Genomic DNA, 16,558 nt, shown 5'->3' with positions numbered 1-16,558 from the left:
CTCGAGACTTGCGAGGTCGTCTGCAATGGAGCAGCCCCCTGCGCCGACGTGGGATCCGCCCGACGGACTGCGCCCGGCCCGGCTGTCAGTCGGCGTCATCTCCGCCGGCCGCGTCGGCACCGCACTGGGCGTCGCACTCGAACGCGCCGGACACGTCGTGGTCGCATGCAGTGCCATCTCCGCGGCGTCGCGCCAACGCGCCGAGCGCAGACTGCCCGACAGTGCGGTCCTGCCCATCCACGATGTGGCCGGCCGCGCCGAGTTGCTGTTGCTCGCCGTTCCGGATTCCGAATTGGCCGCCGTGGTCTCCGGTCTGGCGGCCACCGGTGCGGTCCGTCCGGGCACCATCGTCGCCCACACCTCCGGCGCCAACGGTGTCGGCATCCTCGCGCCGTTGAGCGAACAGGGGTGCATTCCGCTGGCGGTCCATCCGGCCATGACCTTCACCGGCGGGGACGAGGACATCGCCCGGCTGTCCGACGCCTGCTTCGGCGTCACCGCCGCCGACGACATCGGCTACGCGATCGCCCAGTCGCTGGTGCTGGAGATCGGCGGTGAACCGTTCCGGGTCAGAGAAGACGCTCGCGCGCTGTACCACGCGGCGCTGGCGCATGCAGGTAATCACGTCATCACCGTTCTCCTCGACGCGGTCGAGGCATTGCGGTCCGCACTGTGGGGGCAGGAACTCTTGGGTCAGGAAATGGTCGGGGACGCACCGGGTGGAATCGCCGAGCGGGTGATCGCCCCGCTGGCCCGGGCGTCGTTGGAGAACGCACTGCAGCGCGGGCAAGCCGCCCTGACGGGTCCGGTGGCACGTGGCGACGCGCCGGCGGTCAGCGCGCACCTGCGCGCGCTCGCCGAGGTGAACCCCCAACTGGCAGAGGCATATCGGACCAACTCACTGCGCACCGCCCAACGGGCGCACGCCTCCGACGACGTCTTCGCGGCTTTGGCGGCGCAGTCGTGATCACCCGCCGCCCGACGCAATTCACCAAAGGTGAGCTCAACGTCTACCGCCGGCCGCGTGACATCGCCGACGTGACGCGCGCGCTGCGCACCACCGGTAGGCGCATCATGCTCGTCCCGACCATGGGGGCGTTGCACGAGGGCCACCTGACGCTCATCCGGCACGCCAAACGGGTGCCGGGCGCCGTCGTGGTGGTGTCGATTTTCGTCAACCCGCTGCAGTTCGGTGCGGGGGAGGACCTCGACGCCTATCCGCGCCCGCTCGACGACGACCTCGCCGCGCTGCGCGGTGAAGGTATCGAGATCGCCTTCACGCCAACGGTTTCCGATATGTACCCCGACGGCATCCGGACTTCTGTCCACCCCGGTCCGCTCGGTGAGGATCTCGAAGGTGCTTCGCGCCCAGGCCATTTCGTCGGTGTGCTCACCGTGGTGTGCAAGCTGCTCCAGATCGCGCGGCCCGACCGCGCCTTCTTCGGCGAGAAGGACTACCAGCAGCTGGTGCTGATCCGGCAGATGGTGACAGACCTGAACATCGACACCCAGATCGTCGGGGTGCCGACGGTCCGTGAGGACGACGGGCTCGCGCTGTCCTCGCGCAACCGCTATCTCGACGAGGTCGAACGCGAACACGCCGGCGCTCTGTCGGCCGCCCTGCTGGCCGGCATGTACGCCGCGTCCGCCGGCGCGGCCGCCACACTCGACGCCGCCCGCGCCGTACTCGACGAGGTCCCCGCGATCGCCGTCGACTATCTGCAGATCCGCGACCCGATGCTGGGGCCGGCGCCCGTCGAGGGCGCGGCACGCCTGCTGGTGGCCGCCCGGCTGGGCCGGACCCGGCTGCTGGACAACATCGCCGTCGACATCGGTGCCTCGGGCGGTATCGACGGCCATCCCCGTGTCGGCTCGCCCGATCACCAACTGCCCTGGAGGAACTGATGCTTCACACCATGCTGAAGTCGAAGATCCACCGCGCCACCGTCAGAGCGGGAACGAAATGACCCGAGAGATGACGCGGTAGCGCCGTGCTGCTCACCATCGACGTCCGTAACACCCACACCACCGTCGGGCTGATCTCCGGATCGGGCGACCACGCGAAAGTGGTGCAGCAGTGGCGGATCCGCACCGAAGCCGAGGCGACCGCCGACGAACTCGCGCTGACCATCGACGGTCTCATCGGTGAGGACTCCGAGCGCCTCACCGGCGCCGCCGGCCTGTCCACGGTGCCCTCGGTACTGCACGAGGTCCGTCTGATGCTCGAGCAGTACTGGCCGTCGGTGCCGCACGTGTTGATCGAACCGGGGGTGCGGACGGGCATTCCGCTGCTGGTCGACAACCCCAAAGAGGTCGGGGCGGATCGAATCGTCAACTGTCTCGCGGCCTATCACCGGTTCGGCAGCGCGGCCATCGTGGTCGACTTCGGCTCGTCGATCTGCGTCGACGTCGTCTCGGCCAAGGGGGAGTTCCTCGGCGGCGCGATCGCCCCGGGCGTCCAGGTGTCGTCGGACGCCGCGGCGGCCCGTTCGGCGGCGCTTCGCCGCGTCGAGCTGACCCGGCCGCGGTCGGTGATCGGGAAGAACACCGTCGAGTGCATGCAGTCGGGTGCGGTGTTCGGGTTCGCCGGTCTGGTCGACGGCCTGGTCAACCGCATCCGCCACGACGTCGAGGGGTTCTCCGGTACCGACGTCGCGGTGGTCGCGACCGGCCACACCGCACCGCTGGTGCTTCCCGACGTGCACACCGTCGCGCACTACGACCGCCACCTCACCCTCGACGGGTTGCGCCTGGTGTACGAACGCAACCGCGACAGCCAGCGCGGTCGCCTCAAGCCGGCGCGTTAGCTAGAAGTACGTGCGGACCAGGTCGACCACCCGGTTGTCATCGTCGAGCACCGGGATCAGCGGCCACTTGTCGAACGTCGTGCAGGGGTGCGAGACGCCGAACCGAAGCCAGTCGCCCACCTGCACGTGATCGGAGGCGCCGAGCTGCAGGTAGGCGTGCTGGTCGTTGAGCTTGGTGATGTGGGCCTCGCGCAGCGTCTTGGGCACCGGAAGCCCCTGGTCGAACGAAACGTCGCGGCGTCCCATCCCGAGCACTGCCAGGCCGTCCTCCGGGCGTGAGACGACCTGGGCCCACACGCTCATCGCCGCGGTGAGGCCACTGGTTCCGGCATCGCGCAGCGGTGACGTCCGGTCGTAGAGCCCGTCGTCGTGGGTGAGGTAACAACCGCTGCGCAGGACCGTGCGCACCGTCGACCCCGCGGGCCACCCTCCGGTCAGCACGTCGGCGACCAGGTCGAAGTATGTGCTGCCGCCCGCGGTGACCAGCACCTCCTCGGTCTCGAAGACATCCGCCAGCCGCACGACCGCGTCGCGCATCTCCGTCAGGTAGCCGGTCACCACGGCCAGCGCCTCCGCCGTCACGTCGTGTCCGCGCGCCGCCTCGTACCCCGCGACCCCGACCAGGCGGAGCTGAGCGGAGGCGGTCACCGCCCGGGCGACCGCATCGACCTCGGCGGCCGTTCGGCATCCGGTGCGGCCGCCGGCCATCCCGACCTCCACGCACACGTCGAGCGGGCGCGCGGACCCGGTCAGCGCGGTCGACATCAGCTCGACGCCGCGCACCGAATCCACCCAGCAGACCACCCGGAAGTCCGGGTCGGCGGCCATCTCGCGCGCCAGCCAGGCCAGTCCCGCCGGGTCGACGACCTCGTTGGCCAGCAGGACGCTGCCGACCCCGAAGGCGCGCAGGACACGAACCTGGCTGACGGTCGCGGCGGTGGCGGCGATGGCGCCCGCGTCGAGCTGGCGGGCCAGCAGCGCAGGAGCCATGTGCGTCTTCGCGTGCGGGGCCAGGTCGACACCGCGCCTGCGACACCAGCGCGCCATCGTGACCAGGTTGTGGGTCAGCGCCGACGCGTGCAGCACGCACACCGGACCGACCATCCCGGAGGAGAACAAGTCGGGCGCCCGCCCGCGGATCTGCGCGGGCGTGGCGCCCCACCATTCGGCGGGCAGCCCCTTGAACCGCCAGTCGAGTGGTTGGTTCGCCAGCGCCGCGACGGCGGCGTGGTCGATGAGGCTGGGCATCCGTTCATTAAAGGCGTCGCGGTTGCCATCGATCGGGTAGGGCGGTCGCGGCGTGTGAAGGAGCCGCTACTGCAGCGTTAAGCTGGCACCCCGTGACACCGACCGCCGGCGACGACAATGCGCCCGAGAACAACGCGCCCGACGACAATGCGCCCGAGAACGACCCTGACATCCCCGAGCAGTTCCGCATTCGTCAGGCCAAGCGGGAACGCCTGCTGGCCGAGGGTCGCGACCCCTATCCGGTGGAAGTCGCCCGCACGCACACCCTCGCCGAATTGCGTGCCGCATTTCCCGAACTGCCGATCGACACCCAGACCGGCGAGATCGTCGGCGTCGCCGGCCGCGTGGTGTTCGCCCGCAACTCGGGCAAGCTGTGTTTCGCCACCCTGCAGGAGGGCGACGGTACCCAGCTGCAGGCCATGATCAGCCTCGCGGAGGTGGGCCAGGAGTCGCTCGACAGCTGGAAGGCCGACGTCGACCTGGGTGACATCGTCTTCGTGCACGGGCAGGTCATCAGTTCGCGCCGCGGCGAGCTCTCTGTGCTCGCGGATTCCTGGCAAATCATCTCCAAGGCGTTGCGGCCGCTACCGGTCGCGCACAAAGAGATGAGCGAAGAGGCACGGGTCCGGCAGCGCTACGTCGACCTCATCGTGCGTCCGGAGGCCCGCACCATCGCCCGCCAGCGGGTGGCCGTGGTGCGTGCGGTCCGCAACGCGCTCGAGCGGCGCGGATTCCTCGAACTCGAGACGCCGATGCTGCAGACCCTCGCCGGTGGCGCCGCCGCCCGTCCGTTCGTCACGCACTCGAATGCGCTCGATGTAGACCTATACCTGCGTATCGCGCCCGAACTGTTCCTCAAGCGCGCGCTGGTCGGCGGTTTCGAGAAGGTCTTCGAGCTGAATCGCAACTTCCGAAACGAAGGCATCGATTCCACGCATTCGCCGGAATTCGCGATGCTGGAGACATATCAGGCTTACGGCGACTACAACGATTCCGCCGAGGTGACGCGGGAACTTATTCAGGAAGTCGCCGACGAAGCCATCGGTACCCGCCAGGTGCCATTGCCTGACGGCACCGTCTATGACCTTGATGGTGAGTGGGACTCGCTCGAAATGTACCCGTCACTCTCCGCGGCGCTGGGCGAAGAGATCACTCCGCAGACCCCGGTCGAGCACCTATGGAAGATCGCCGACCGACTCGGCGTGGAGATTGCCCGTGACCGCGGTTACGGCCACGGCAAATTGATCGAAGAACTGTGGGAACACACCGTCGGCGAACACCTCTGGGCGCCCACTTTCGTGCGGGATTTCCCCTTGGAGACGACACCGCTGACCCGCGCGCACCGCAGCATTCTGGGCGTCACCGAGAAGTGGGACCTTTACGTCCGCAAGTTCGAGTTGGCCACCGGCTACTCCGAACTCATCGACCCGGTAATCCAGCGGGAGCGATTCGAGGCCCAGGCGCGCGCCGCGGCGGCCGGTGACGACGAGGCAATGGTTCTCGATGACGATTTCCTCGCCGCATTGGAGTACGGGATGCCGCCGACGACCGGCACCGGAATGGGGATCGACCGGCTGTTGATGGCCTTGACCGGTCTGTCAATTAGAGAGACAATTCTCTTCCCGATAGTGCGCCGTCACAGCAACTGAAGACCTGTGTTTGGGGCGTCGTTGAATAGTGTAGGTTCGTGTGGCACATTGGTAGTCGAGATTCGGTTGCCAAAACTATCCACCAAGCGCAGGTAGAAGGGTCAGTGTGAGCTGATGGCGAAAAAAGTCACCGTCACGTTGGTCGATGATTTCGACGGTGAAGGTACCGCCGATGAAACGGTTGAATTCGGACTCGACGGAGTCAGCTACGAGATCGACCTCTCAACGAAGAATGCAAAGAAGCTTCGCGAAGACCTCAGGCAGTGGGTCGACGCCGGACGGCGCGTCGGCGGTCGTCGCCGTGGCCGCGCGACCACAGGCCCGACCAGGGGCCGGGGCGCCATCGACCGCGAGCAGAGTGCCGCGATCCGTGAGTGGGCCCGCCGCAATGGACACAATGTGTCGACCCGCGGTCGCATCCCCGCCGACGTCATCGACGCTTTCCACGCCGCCACCTGAACTCCGGCGAATCGGGCAACGCCTTCGGGTGTTGCCCATTCGTGTCTCATCCCCAGGTGGGGCCGGCTTTCGCTGGTGGCGAACCAAACGATGCCCGCCATCGGAAACGAATCGCCCCACCGCAGCGTTGGCATAGTCAGCAGCGGGAACAGGGCGAACGGCGCGGCACAGGCTGCGCCCGGGGTCCTGGCAGCCGAGGCGGTACGGACCGCCAACCACGGCGCCCGGTGCAGCCGCCCGATAGAGTGGACGGCAGGTGTACTGGAGTTCAGTGGCAACAGCACTAGCGGCGCCTCCGGACTACGTGCACTACCTATGCGATGGAGAGCAGGTAACCACCGATGTTCGAACGTTTTACCGACCGTGCCCGCAGGGTCGTCGTCCTGGCGCAAGAAGAAGCCCGGATGCTCAACCACAATTACATCGGCACCGAGCACATCCTGCTGGGACTCATCCACGAGGGTGAGGGCGTAGCGGCCAAGTCACTGGAGTCGCTGGGCATCTCGCTGGAAGGCGTGCGCAGCCAGGTCGAGGAGATCATCGGCCAGGGCCAGCAGGCGCCGTCCGGCCACATCCCCTTCACCCCGCGCGCCAAGAAGGTGCTCGAGCTGTCCCTGCGCGAAGCGCTGCAGCTCGGCCACAACTACATCGGCACCGAGCACATCCTTCTCGGGCTCATCCGCGAGGGTGAGGGTGTCGCCGCCCAGGTTCTGGTCAAGCTCGGCGCCGAACTGACGCGTGTGCGCCAGCAGGTCATCCAGCTGCTGAGCGGCTACCAGGGCAAGGAATCCGCGGAAGCCGGTACCGGCGGCCGCGGTGGCGAGTCCGGCAACCCGTCCACCTCCCTGGTGCTCGACCAGTTCGGTCGCAACCTCACCGCCGCCGCGATGGAGGGCAAGCTCGACCCCGTCATCGGCCGCGAGAAGGAAATCGAGCGGGTCATGCAGGTGTTGAGCCGCCGCACCAAGAACAACCCGGTGCTGATCGGCGAGCCCGGCGTCGGCAAGACCGCTGTCGTCGAGGGCCTCGCACAGGCGATCGTCCACGGCGAGGTTCCCGAGACGCTCAAGGACAAGCAGCTCTACACCCTCGACCTCGGTTCGCTGGTCGCCGGCAGCCGCTACCGCGGTGACTTCGAGGAACGCCTCAAGAAGGTCCTCAAGGAGATCAACACCCGCGGCGACATCATCCTGTTCATCGACGAGCTGCACACGCTCGTCGGCGCGGGTGCCGCCGAGGGTGCGATCGACGCCGCCAGCATCCTCAAGCCGAAGCTGGCCCGCGGTGAGCTGCAGACCATCGGTGCCACCACCCTCGACGAGTACCGCAAGTACATCGAGAAGGACGCCGCCCTGGAGCGCCGCTTCCAGCCGGTTCAGGTCGGGGAGCCGACCGTCGAGCACACCATCGAGATCCTCAAGGGTCTACGCGACCGGTACGAGGCGCACCACCGCGTCTCGATCACCGACAGCGCGATGGTGGCCGCCGCGACACTCGCCGACCGCTACATCAACGACCGGTTCCTGCCGGACAAGGCGATCGACCTGATCGACGAAGCCGGCGCCCGCATGCGCATCCGCCGGATGACCGCTCCGCCAGACCTGCGCGAGTTCGACGAGAAGATCGCCGACGCGCGCCGGGAGAAGGAGTCGGCGATCGACGCCCAGGACTTCGAGAAGGCCGCCAACCTGCGCGACCGCGAGAAGCAGCTGGTCGCCCAGCGCGCTGAGCGGGAGAAGCAGTGGCGCTCAGGCGATCTCGACGTCGTGGCCGAGGTCGACGATGAGCAGATCGCCGAGGTGCTCGGCAACTGGACCGGCATCCCCGTGTTCAAGCTGACCGAGGAGGAGACCACGCGTCTGCTCCGCATGGAGGACGAGCTGCACAAGCGGATCATCGGTCAGGAAGATGCGGTCCGTGCGGTGTCGAAGGCGATCCGCCGCACCCGCGCCGGACTGAAGGACCCCAAGCGTCCGTCGGGCTCGTTCATCTTCGCCGGCCCGTCCGGTGTCGGGAAGACCGAGCTGTCCAAGGCGCTGGCGAACTTCTTGTTCGGCGACGACGACGCGCTGATCCAGATCGACATGGGCGAGTTCCACGACCGCTTCACCGCCTCGCGGCTGTTCGGTGCCCCTCCGGGCTACGTCGGCTACGAGGAGGGCGGCCAGCTCACCGAGAAAGTGCGTCGCAAGCCGTTCAGTGTCGTGCTGTTCGACGAGATCGAGAAGGCCCACCAGGAGATCTACAACAGCCTGTTGCAGGTCCTCGAGGACGGCCGGCTCACCGACGGTCAGGGCCGCACGGTCGACTTCAAGAACACCGTGCTGATCTTCACCTCGAACCTCGGTACCAGCGACATCAGCAAGGCGGTCGGGCTCGGCTTCACCCAGGGTGGCGGCGAGAACAACTACGAGCGGATGAAGCAGAAGGTCAACGACGAGCTGAAGAAACACTTCCGCCCGGAGTTCCTGAACCGTATCGACGACATCATCGTGTTCCACCAGCTGACGCAGGACGAGATCATCCAGATGGTCGACCTGATGATCGGCCGGGTCGGCAACCAGCTGCGGGCAAAGGACATGGTGATGGAGCTGACGGACCGGGCCAAGTCGCTGTTGGCCAAGCGCGGCTTCGATCCCGTGCTCGGTGCGCGGCCACTGCGTCGCACGATCCAGCGCGAGATCGAGGACCAGCTGTCGGAGAAGATCCTGTTCGACGAGATCGGACCCGGTCAGCTGATCACCGTCGACGTCGAGAACTGGGACGGCGAAGGCGCTGGCGAGGACGCCAAGTTCACCTTCTCGGGTGGGCCGAAGCGCACCGAACCTGCTGAGCCGGATCTGGCCCAGGCCGGCGCGGCCGAGTAACGACGAATCGCAGACGGGCGGTCACCTTCGGGTGGCCGCCCGTTTCGCTGTTCAACGTCGGTTCCAGGGTGACGGCGCGATTCCTGCGCGCAGTGCTTAGGATGTGCGATGTAATCGGCAGGCGAAGGAATCTGGTGAGAATCCAGAACGGTCGCGCCACTGTGAGAGTCAGACCCGACCCCTGCTCACCCCACACGGGACGCGAAATCCCGGAAAGGACCCCCGATGACGTCACCGCAAGCACACAAGACCCGGGTACCGGCCGTCGACCTGACGGCCACGCGTTCGGCGGTCTGGCTGTCGGCCACCGCATTCCTCGCGCTGCTGGCGCTCTACTTCCTCGGCTTCGACCAGGGCGCGACCTCGGTGTTCGGCGACAACACCGCCGTCCACGAGTTCATCCACGACGCCCGCCATCTCCTCGGCTTCCCCTGCCACTGACCGACCGGCACGGAAGAGACAAGCCGGCAGGAGAGACAAATAAAAATGGAGAAGCAGATCATCGGGCGCGGCCTCCTGGCCGGCGCCGTCGCTGCCGTGGTCACGTTCGTCTTCGCGCGGATCTTCGTCGAACCCGTCATCGAGTTGGCGATCGCTTACGAGGACGGCGTCGGCGCCGCGCACGCGGCCATCGAACATGCCGGCGCGGGACACACCCACGGCGAGGACGGCGGGGGGTTCTCGCGCGCCGTGCAGGCCAACATCGGCATGGGCTTCGGGGTGCTCGCGTTCAGCGTCGCGATGGGGGCGTTGTTCGCCATCGTGTTCACCGTCGCCTACGGCCGGGTCGGCAACGTCTCGGCTCGCATGCTGTCGCTCTACGTGGCCGGCGGAATGCTGTTGAGCCTCTACGTCGTGCCGTCGCTGAAGTACCCGGCGAGCCCGCCCGCACTGAGCCTCGACGAAACCCTGCGGCAGCGAACCCTGCTGTACCTGCTGATGGTCGTGCTGTCGGCCGCACTGCTCGTCGGCGCCGTCTATCTGGGGCGCCGGCTCAGAGACCGGCTCGGCGGCTGGAACGCCACGCTGGCAGGTGCGGGCGGCTACGTGCTGGCCTGCACGGTGCTGATGCTCATCCTGCCCGCCGTCGACGAGACCCCCGGCCCGCTGCGGGACGACGCCGGCGTCATCGTCTACGAGGGTTTCCCGGCCGACGTCCTCTACGACTTCCGGCTGTACTCGCTGGGCACCCAGGTGGTGATGTGGGCGACGCTCGCGTGCGTGTTCGCACCGCTGGCGTCGCGTCTGCTCGACGGCCGCCGCGACGTGCTGCGGGCGTGAGCGAGGTCGTCCGGCTGACGCTGGTGTCGCACGCCATGACCGACGCCGTGTCAGCCGGACGATTCCCCACCGACGAGCCACTCAATGCGCAGGGCCATCGCCAGGCCGACGCCTGCGTCGAGTTGGGGCCCACCGACGCCGCCTGCTGCGGACCGGAGAAACGGACCAGGCAGACGGCCGAACTACTCGGCCTGCACGCCGCCGTAGAACCGCTGCTGGCCGATCTGGACTGTGGTCGGTGGCGCGGTGACGTGCTGGGCGGTGTTCGTCCGGCGGAGCTGGCCATCTGGCTCACCGATCCCGTCCAGGCGCCGCACGGCGGGGAATCGGTGGTCGACGTGATCGACCGGGTGCGACGGTGGATGGACTCGCTGGCCAACCGGCGCGGGAGGCTGGTCGCCGTCACGCATCCGGCCGTCGTCCGCGCGGCCATCCTGGTGGCGCTCGACGCACCGGCGAGATCGTTCTGGCGGATCGATGTCGCGCCGGTCAGCCGGACCGTGCTGCACTTCCGCGGGCACGCCTGGACGCTGCGCTCGGCGCTCTAATCGGCGACCGGCACCATCGCGAACGTCTGGCCCACGATCGCCAGCAGCCAGCTGGCCGCCGTCCGGCTCTGGTATCGCGGCCAGTTGAGCTGGAAGCTGACCACCCACGCCTGACCGGTGTGGTCGACGGCGTACCAGCTGAACGTCAGATCGCCGGGCAGGTTGCCGCCCTTCGCGCCGATGTACGGCCACTTCGCGCGGTCCAACTCCACCCCGGGGATGGCGGAGAGGATGTCCTTGACCGGTGCCGCTTCGCCGACGGCCGCGTCCTGCAGCGCGGCGTGCACGCGACAGATGTCCGAGGCGCTGCCGTACCACTCGGCGCCGTACCCGGAGGCCGGGGTGTGCGTGCGGGTGGGGTCGGGCTCGTAGGGACGCGTATCGGCCTGCTGGAGGAGCGCAGCGCGGCCCTGCCGGTCGGCCTGCTTCCACTGTTCGCGCAGATCCGGCTCGCCCCAGCCGACCGAGAACAGTTCGTGCATGGTCGGGAACGGCGTCATGCTGGCGGGATCGTGGTGGCCGGCCGCGACCAGCGCGCGCTCCACCGCACCCGGTCCGAGCCGGCCGATCAGCAGGTCGGTGGCCATGTTGTCGCTGGCAGAGATCATCTGCTGCGCGGCGGAGCGCACCGACACGGTCGCACCCGGTGGCAGCTCCTCGAGTCCGGCCGAGCCGACGTCTTTCGCGCGCTCGGTGATGGTCAGCTGGTCGTCCCAGGTCACGGTGCCGTCCGCGACGGCGTGCGCCACGGCCAGCAGCACGTAGAGCTTGAAGATCGACGCCAGCGGCAGCGACATCTCGGTGTTGGTGCCGGCCACCGGTTGGCACTTCCCGAGCGGTCCGCTGCGGTCGACCCTGGACACCTGATACGAGTAGCGCGCACCGGATTCGCCCAGCACCTTGTCGATGTCGGCCCACTTCTCGATCACCGGCGGACGCAGCTCCACGTCGAACCGGTCGACCAGACCGTTGTCGTCCGTGCGCAGTGTGATGTCCTGCGCGGCGCCGTAGGGCGTCTTGACGTGCAGGGTCGCGCTGCCCGCGCGGATGTCGACGGCGGTGACGGTGATGGGGCGGTCCCACCACAGGTTGCCCATCGCGTCGATGATGTGGTCGACCTGGTCCTCGACAGCCATCGTGCGGACGTTGACGTCGCCGATGGGCCAGTCGGAATTGACCATGTCCATCGTCTGCTTCGCGCGCAGACCCTGGGGCGTGGTCGTGCCGATGTGTGCGCCGTAGGCGGCGTCGGCCGGCGCGGTGCTCGTATCACCGCATCCGGACGTCAGGGAGACGACGAGAGCGGCGGCACTCACCAGGCCGGTCACCCGGTGCGCATACCGCCTCGCGTCAGGCCTTGTCGCCGGACCCGGCAACGTTCAGCACAACCTCGAACTCCAGCAGGGAGGCACCGGTCGCGACCGGGTTGGCGGCCTGACCCTTGTGCGCCTCGATCGCCGGGCCGGTTGCCCACGCCTGGAAGGCCTCGTCGGACTCCCACTGCGTGACGACGAAGTAGCGGTTCTCACCCTTGACCGGCCGCAGGAGCTGGAAGCCGAGGAATCCGGGCTGGTTGTCCACGGCGTGGGCGCGGTGCGCGAACCGCTTCTCCAGTTCCGGACCGGCGTCCGGCGGGACCTCGATTGCGTTGATCTTCACCACAGGGTTCTGACTGGGCATGCCGTTCAGGCTACCGGTTGGGCTGGGCAAGATGAGCACATGGACTCCGCACGGTTGACCGCTCGGGGCCGCCCACTGCTCATCGCCAGGGGCGGCGACGGCGCGCCTCTGGTGCTGGTGCACGGGCTGATGGGGCGGGGCAGTACCTGGGGGCGTCAGCTGCCGTGGCTCACCGCGCTCGGAACGGTGTTCACCTACGACGCGCCGTGGCATCGCGGCCGCGACGTCACCGAACCGCATCCGATCAGCACCGAACACTTCGTCGGCGAACTCGGTGACGCGGTCGCGGCACTTGGGCGCCCGGCCGTGCTGATCGGGCATTCGATGGGCGCTCTGCACGCGTGGTGTCTGGCCGCGCACCGGCCCGATCTGGTCAGCGCGGTCGTGGTGGAGGACATGGCGCCGGACTTCCGCGGTCGCACCACCGGACCGTGGGAGCCGTGGCTGCACGCGCTGCCCGTCGAGTTCGGGACCGAGGAACAGGTGCTCGCCGAATTCGGTCCGATCGCCGGGCGCTATTTCCTGGAGGCGTTCGACCGGACCGCCACCGGGTGGCGTCTGCACGGGCGGCGCAGGCACTGGATCGACATCGCCGCGGAGTGGGGGCTGCGGGACTATTGGCAGCAGTGGCAGCAGGTGCGCGTTCCGGCGCTGCTCCTGGAGGCGGGCAACTCCGTCACGCCGCCGGGCCAGATGCGTAGGATGGCCGAAATCGGTTACTGCACAACATATCTGCAGGTTCCCGACGCGGGTCACCTCATCCACGACGAACGACCGCAGGTGTACCGCGACGCGGTCGAGCCATTCCTAGCGTCGCTCACCCAGCACACCTGAACTCGGCCACGACGGGTGCTCCTCGAAGCGGGTGCGGATCGCGTCGAGGTCGTGTTGGGCCCGGGAGAAATCGCGGTCCTCGTCCCGTCGGCTGTCGAATCGACCCGCCATGGGCGCCCACACCCGGAACTGGTCGAGATTCCAACGCAGCAACCCTTCACGGCGGGCCGCCCAGATCATGGCGGCTCCCAACGCGAACGGGCTGATCACGATGAGGGAGATCAATGCTGTACTCATGGCAGATATCTTTCGACGAGACACATTCCGCCAACAGTGGCAGCACTGACATCTTGAGCTAATATGCTGCCATGGCGTTGAAAAGCGTATCGGCACTGGTGCTCGACGGTCTAGCGGTTTTCGAGTTCGGCGTCATCTGCGAGGTCTTCGGAATCGACCGCTCCGCCGATGACGTGCCCAACTTCGACTTCAAGGTCTGCGGACCGGAGGCGGGTAAGGCGGTGACGACCTCGATCGGGGCGACGCTGACACCCGACCACGACTTCGACGATCTCATCGGCGCGGACCTGGTCGCCGTGCCCGCCATCGCCTCGGGCAAGAACGGTTATCCGCCCGAGGCGCTGGACGTGCTGCGCACCGCGGCGGCCCGCGGATCGATCATCCTGTCGGTCTGCTCAGGGGCCTTCGTCGTGGGTGCGGCAGGTCTGCTCGACGGGCGGCCGTGTACGACGCACTGGATGCACGCCGATGCGCTGGCGCGGATGTACCCCACCGCGCGGGTCGACCGCAACGTGCTCTTCGTCGACGATGGCAACCTGATCACCAGCGCAGGCACCGCGGCAGGCATCGACGCCTGCCTGCACCTGGTGCGGCGTGAACTCGGCAGCGAGGTGACCAACAAGATCGCCCGCCGGATGGTGGTGCCGCCGCAGCGCGACGGCGGCCAGCGGCAGTACATCGAACAGCCGATCCCGGTCAGGCACTCGGAACGCTTTGCACCGCACCTGGATTGGATCGTCGCCAATCTCGAGAAACCGCACACCGTGAGCACGCTGGCGCGTCGGGCGAACATGTCCGCGCGCACCTTCGCCCGCCGATTCGTCGAGGAGACGGGCACCACCCCCATGCAGTGGGTGACCGATCAGCGGGTGCTCTACGCGCGCAGGATGCTCGAGGAGAGCGACCTCGACATCGACCGCATCGCCGAACGGTCCGGCTTCGGTACGGCCACCCTGCTGCGCCACCACTTCCGCCGCATCATCGGGGTGACGCCCACTGATTACCGCAGGCGGTTCTGCTGCGGTGACAGCCCGGCTGTACGCACCGCCTGAGGTCTCACTCGGGTGCGTGGCGCCCGGCGGTGGCCGAGGTGTCGTGTAGCGCGTCCACCGCGATGTGCCCCTGGCGGAACAATGCCTCCATGGCCGTGGCGTCGATCGGACGGGAGAGCATGAAACCCTGCGCGCGCGGGCAACCCAGCTCGAGCAGCGTCTTGGCGGCCGCAACTGTTTCGACGCCCTCGGCGATCACCTCGAGGCCGAACGCGTCGGCCAGCGCCAGGATGGCCCGCACGATCGCGAGGTCGCCGGGGTTGGCGCCGAGGTCGCGGACGAAGCCGCGGTCGATCTTCACGGTGTCGACCGGCAGCGACTTCAGGTGCGTGAGAACGCTGTAGCCCGTACCGAAGTCGTCGATCGCGATGCGCACGCCGACCTCTTTGAGCGCGGCCAGCGTGTGCCGGGTGGCTTCGATGTCCTGGACGACCACGCTCTCGGTGATCTCCAGGCACACAGCGGAGCCGTCGAGCCCGAACTCGGCAAGGGTGCCGTCGACCGTGGCGGCGAAACCGTCCGAAACCAATTGCACTGGGGAGACGTTGATGCGCAGGATCGCGTCTTCGGCGGTCCGCCGGGACCGCCAGCGGGCGAAGTCCGCGCATGCCGACCGCATCACCAGCCGGCCGAGTTTGCCTGCGAGGTTGATGGATTCGGCCACCCCGATGAACGATTCGGGCAGCAGCAGTCCGCGGGTGGGGTGCCGCCAGCGGACCAGGGCCTCGGTGCCGAGCACCTCCCCGGTGCGCATGTCGACCTCGGGCAGGTAGTGGAGCACCAGCGCGCTGCCGGCGTCGTCGATGACCCCTTCGAGGTGCAATTCGATGTCGTTGCGGATGGCGTGCTGTGAGGCCATCTCGGTGGTGAACACCGCGGTCATGCTGCCACCGGCACTCTTCGCCGACAGCGCCGCCTGATCGGCGCGGCGGAGCAGATCCGACGTGGAGTCGTGGCCGGGCGCACCGACCGCCACGCCGATGCTGACTGTGCGGGCCAGCATTTCGCCGTCGATCACCACTCTGCGCTGCAGCCAGGTCTGGAGTCGGCGGGCGAAACTCTCGGCGGTGGCGATGTCTATCGGCCCGTCGGGCACGACCACGAACTCGTCACCGCCGACACGGGCGATCGCCGCCGGATTCTCGGTGCCCGCCTTCAACCGTTCGGCGAACATCTTGATGAACTGGTCGCCGGCATTGTGCCCCAGATAGTCGTTGACGGTCTTGAGCCGGTCGAGGTCGAGGAAGAGCACCGACACCGGACCGGGTTCACCGTCGGCGAGCCTCTGGTCGAGGTGGGCCATCAGCGCCCGGCGGTTGAGCAGTCCGGACAGGTCGTCGTGCTCGGCGAGGTACTGGAGTTGCTCTTCGGCGGCGATGCGGGCCTGCAACTGGGCGAACAACGTCGCGATCGTCTGCAGCGCGTTCTGCTCCTCGGTGGTCCACTCGCGGTCACCGACCTTGATGAAGCCGAGGATGCCCGAGGTGATCTCACCGGATAGCAGCGGGACGCAGGCCATCGACACCGAAGGCAGTCCCCGGCCCTCTTCGATGCGCCGCTGGTAGTCGTCGTTGTCGGGCTCGGGACGCACGATCAGCGGTTTCTTGAGGTATTCGGCCTGCCGGAAGATGGGGTCGGCCTCGGAGAAGTAGATCACCCCGATCGGGTCGGGGTCCGGAATGTAGTCGCGGATGGGCCATTCGGCGACCAGCTTGGTGGCCTTGATGGTGTGGTCGTTGTGACGCAGGAAGCTGAAGTCGACGCCCAGATGGTCGACGACGTCGGCGAGTACCCGGGTGCAGCTGGCGATCACGTTGGTCGCGGTGGCCGCCATCAACTCCGCCGCCGCCGCGGTGACGACCTGATCCAGGCTCCGCGTCATGTGCTCACGTTATC

Annotated in this window: 16 protein-coding genes; 11 read left to right on the top strand and 5 right to left on the bottom strand. The window is 67.8% G+C overall.

Annotation, left to right across the window (positions count from 1 at the left end; translation table 11 throughout):
• The first annotated feature begins 25 nt into the window (after positions 1-25).
• The 3 genes from I7X18_RS24790 (at position 26) to I7X18_RS24780 (ending at position 2,807) form a co-directional block, all read left to right on the top strand.
• Positions 26-967 carry a Rossmann-like and DUF2520 domain-containing protein gene (locus tag I7X18_RS24790; RefSeq protein WP_193046631.1) on the top strand — a complete coding sequence of 314 codons (942 nt, stop codon included), beginning with the start codon at positions 26-28 and terminating at the stop codon, positions 965-967.
• Positions 964-1,905: a pantoate--beta-alanine ligase gene (gene panC / locus I7X18_RS24785; protein ID WP_193046630.1), complete on the top strand. Its 942-nt coding sequence runs from the start codon at positions 964-966 to the stop codon at positions 1,903-1,905. Before I7X18_RS24790 ends, panC begins: the two co-directional genes overlap by 4 nt.
• Before the next feature lie 86 nt (positions 1,906-1,991).
• Positions 1,992-2,807, top strand: coding sequence for a type III pantothenate kinase (locus I7X18_RS24780; protein WP_193046629.1), 816 nt, complete (start codon positions 1,992-1,994; stop codon positions 2,805-2,807).
• Here the strand turns inward: I7X18_RS24780 and I7X18_RS24775 are convergent, their stop codons facing one another.
• Complete coding sequence (locus tag I7X18_RS24775) at positions 2,808-4,055, bottom strand: alanine racemase (RefSeq protein WP_193046628.1); 1,248 nt, start codon at positions 4,053-4,055, stop codon at positions 2,808-2,810.
• A 170-nt stretch (positions 4,056-4,225) separates the two neighbouring features.
• On the opposite strand from I7X18_RS24775, the gene lysS reads away from it, so the two are divergent.
• From lysS to I7X18_RS24745, 6 genes are all read left to right on the top strand, one after another.
• The gene (lysS, locus tag I7X18_RS24770) at positions 4,226-5,704 is read left to right on the top strand and encodes a lysine--tRNA ligase (protein ID WP_404822826.1); all 1,479 of its coding nucleotides are present in this window, start codon (positions 4,226-4,228) and stop codon (positions 5,702-5,704) included.
• A gap of 114 nt (positions 5,705-5,818) precedes the next feature.
• A complete protein-coding gene (gene lsr2, locus I7X18_RS24765) occupies positions 5,819-6,163 on the top strand; it encodes a histone-like nucleoid-structuring protein Lsr2 (protein WP_193046626.1) in 345 nt (114 codons plus the stop codon).
• Between the two features lie 341 nt (positions 6,164-6,504).
• Positions 6,505-9,030: an ATP-dependent protease ATP-binding subunit ClpC gene (gene clpC1, locus I7X18_RS24760; protein ID WP_193046625.1), complete on the top strand. Its 2,526-nt coding sequence runs from the start codon at positions 6,505-6,507 to the stop codon at positions 9,028-9,030.
• Positions 9,031-9,255: 225 nt separating this feature from the next.
• The gene (locus tag I7X18_RS24755) at positions 9,256-9,471 is read left to right on the top strand and encodes a CbtB domain-containing protein (RefSeq protein ID WP_193046624.1); all 216 of its coding nucleotides are present in this window, start codon (positions 9,256-9,258) and stop codon (positions 9,469-9,471) included.
• 45 nt (positions 9,472-9,516) lie between these two features.
• Positions 9,517-10,311: a CbtA family protein gene (locus I7X18_RS24750; RefSeq protein WP_193046623.1), complete on the top strand. Its 795-nt coding sequence runs from the start codon at positions 9,517-9,519 to the stop codon at positions 10,309-10,311.
• Positions 10,308-10,859, top strand: a complete 552-nt coding sequence (locus I7X18_RS24745; protein WP_193046622.1) for a histidine phosphatase family protein — start codon at positions 10,308-10,310, stop codon at positions 10,857-10,859. The genes I7X18_RS24750 and I7X18_RS24745 overlap by 4 nt, the downstream gene beginning before the upstream one ends.
• Here I7X18_RS24745 and I7X18_RS24740 read toward each other — a convergent pair.
• Complete coding sequence (locus I7X18_RS24740) at positions 10,856-12,235, bottom strand: serine hydrolase (RefSeq protein WP_193046621.1); 1,380 nt, start codon at positions 12,233-12,235, stop codon at positions 10,856-10,858. The two genes, I7X18_RS24745 and I7X18_RS24740, sit on opposite strands and share 4 nt — an antisense overlap.
• A complete protein-coding gene (gene mhuD, locus I7X18_RS24735) occupies positions 12,210-12,539 on the bottom strand; it encodes a mycobilin-forming heme oxygenase MhuD (RefSeq protein WP_193046620.1) in 330 nt (109 codons plus the stop codon). Before mhuD ends, I7X18_RS24740 begins: the two co-directional genes overlap by 26 nt.
• Positions 12,540-12,578: 39 nt before the next feature.
• Between mhuD and I7X18_RS24730 the strand changes: the two genes are divergently transcribed.
• Positions 12,579-13,373 (top strand): alpha/beta fold hydrolase, encoded by a 795-nt coding sequence (locus I7X18_RS24730; RefSeq protein ID WP_193046619.1) that lies wholly within the window; start codon positions 12,579-12,581, stop codon positions 13,371-13,373.
• Here the strand turns inward: I7X18_RS24730 and I7X18_RS24725 are convergent.
• Positions 13,347-13,610: a hypothetical protein gene (locus I7X18_RS24725; protein WP_193046618.1), complete on the bottom strand. Its 264-nt coding sequence runs from the start codon at positions 13,608-13,610 to the stop codon at positions 13,347-13,349. The genes I7X18_RS24730 and I7X18_RS24725 overlap by 27 nt on opposite strands.
• Before the next feature lie 71 nt (positions 13,611-13,681).
• Between I7X18_RS24725 and I7X18_RS24720 the strand changes: the two genes are divergently transcribed.
• Entirely contained in the window at positions 13,682-14,662 is a 981-nt protein-coding gene (locus I7X18_RS24720) for a GlxA family transcriptional regulator (RefSeq protein WP_193046617.1), read from the top strand.
• A 4-nt stretch (positions 14,663-14,666) separates the two neighbouring features.
• Here I7X18_RS24720 and I7X18_RS24715 read toward each other — a convergent pair whose 3' ends face one another.
• Positions 14,667-16,544 carry a putative bifunctional diguanylate cyclase/phosphodiesterase gene (locus I7X18_RS24715; RefSeq protein WP_193046616.1) on the bottom strand — a complete coding sequence of 626 codons (1,878 nt, stop codon included), beginning with the start codon at positions 16,542-16,544 and terminating at the stop codon, positions 14,667-14,669.
• Positions 16,545-16,558 lie beyond the last annotated feature (14 nt).

Origin of the sequence: Mycolicibacterium baixiangningiae, from assembly GCF_016313185.1 — a bacterium.
Taxonomy (GTDB): Bacteria; Actinomycetota; Actinomycetes; order Mycobacteriales; family Mycobacteriaceae; genus Mycobacterium; species Mycobacterium baixiangningiae.
This window is presented reverse-complemented; position numbering and strand designations above follow the sequence as displayed.

What these genes read in the sequence shown, in the direction of transcription:
- I7X18_RS24790 (WP_193046631.1), top strand. Translation starts at nt 26, where the DNA reads ATGGAGCAGCCCCCTGCGCCGACGTGGGATCCGCCCGACGGACTGCGC.
- I7X18_RS24775 (WP_193046628.1), bottom strand. Translation starts at nt 4,055, where the DNA reads ATGCCCAGCCTCATCGACCACGCCGCCGTCGCGGCGCTGGCGAACCAA.
- lsr2 (WP_193046626.1), top strand. Translation starts at nt 5,819, where the DNA reads ATGGCGAAAAAAGTCACCGTCACGTTGGTCGATGATTTCGACGGTGAA.
- clpC1 (WP_193046625.1), top strand. Translation starts at nt 6,505, where the DNA reads ATGTTCGAACGTTTTACCGACCGTGCCCGCAGGGTCGTCGTCCTGGCG.
- I7X18_RS24755 (WP_193046624.1), top strand. Translation starts at nt 9,256, where the DNA reads ATGACGTCACCGCAAGCACACAAGACCCGGGTACCGGCCGTCGACCTG.
- I7X18_RS24750 (WP_193046623.1), top strand. Translation starts at nt 9,517, where the DNA reads ATGGAGAAGCAGATCATCGGGCGCGGCCTCCTGGCCGGCGCCGTCGCT.
- mhuD (WP_193046620.1), bottom strand. Translation starts at nt 12,539, where the DNA reads ATGCCCAGTCAGAACCCTGTGGTGAAGATCAACGCAATCGAGGTCCCG.
- I7X18_RS24730 (WP_193046619.1), top strand. Translation starts at nt 12,579, where the DNA reads ATGGACTCCGCACGGTTGACCGCTCGGGGCCGCCCACTGCTCATCGCC.
- I7X18_RS24725 (WP_193046618.1), bottom strand. Translation starts at nt 13,610, where the DNA reads ATGAGTACAGCATTGATCTCCCTCATCGTGATCAGCCCGTTCGCGTTG.
- I7X18_RS24720 (WP_193046617.1), top strand. Translation starts at nt 13,682, where the DNA reads ATGGCGTTGAAAAGCGTATCGGCACTGGTGCTCGACGGTCTAGCGGTT.
- I7X18_RS24715 (WP_193046616.1), bottom strand. Translation starts at nt 16,544, where the DNA reads ATGACGCGGAGCCTGGATCAGGTCGTCACCGCGGCGGCGGCGGAGTTG.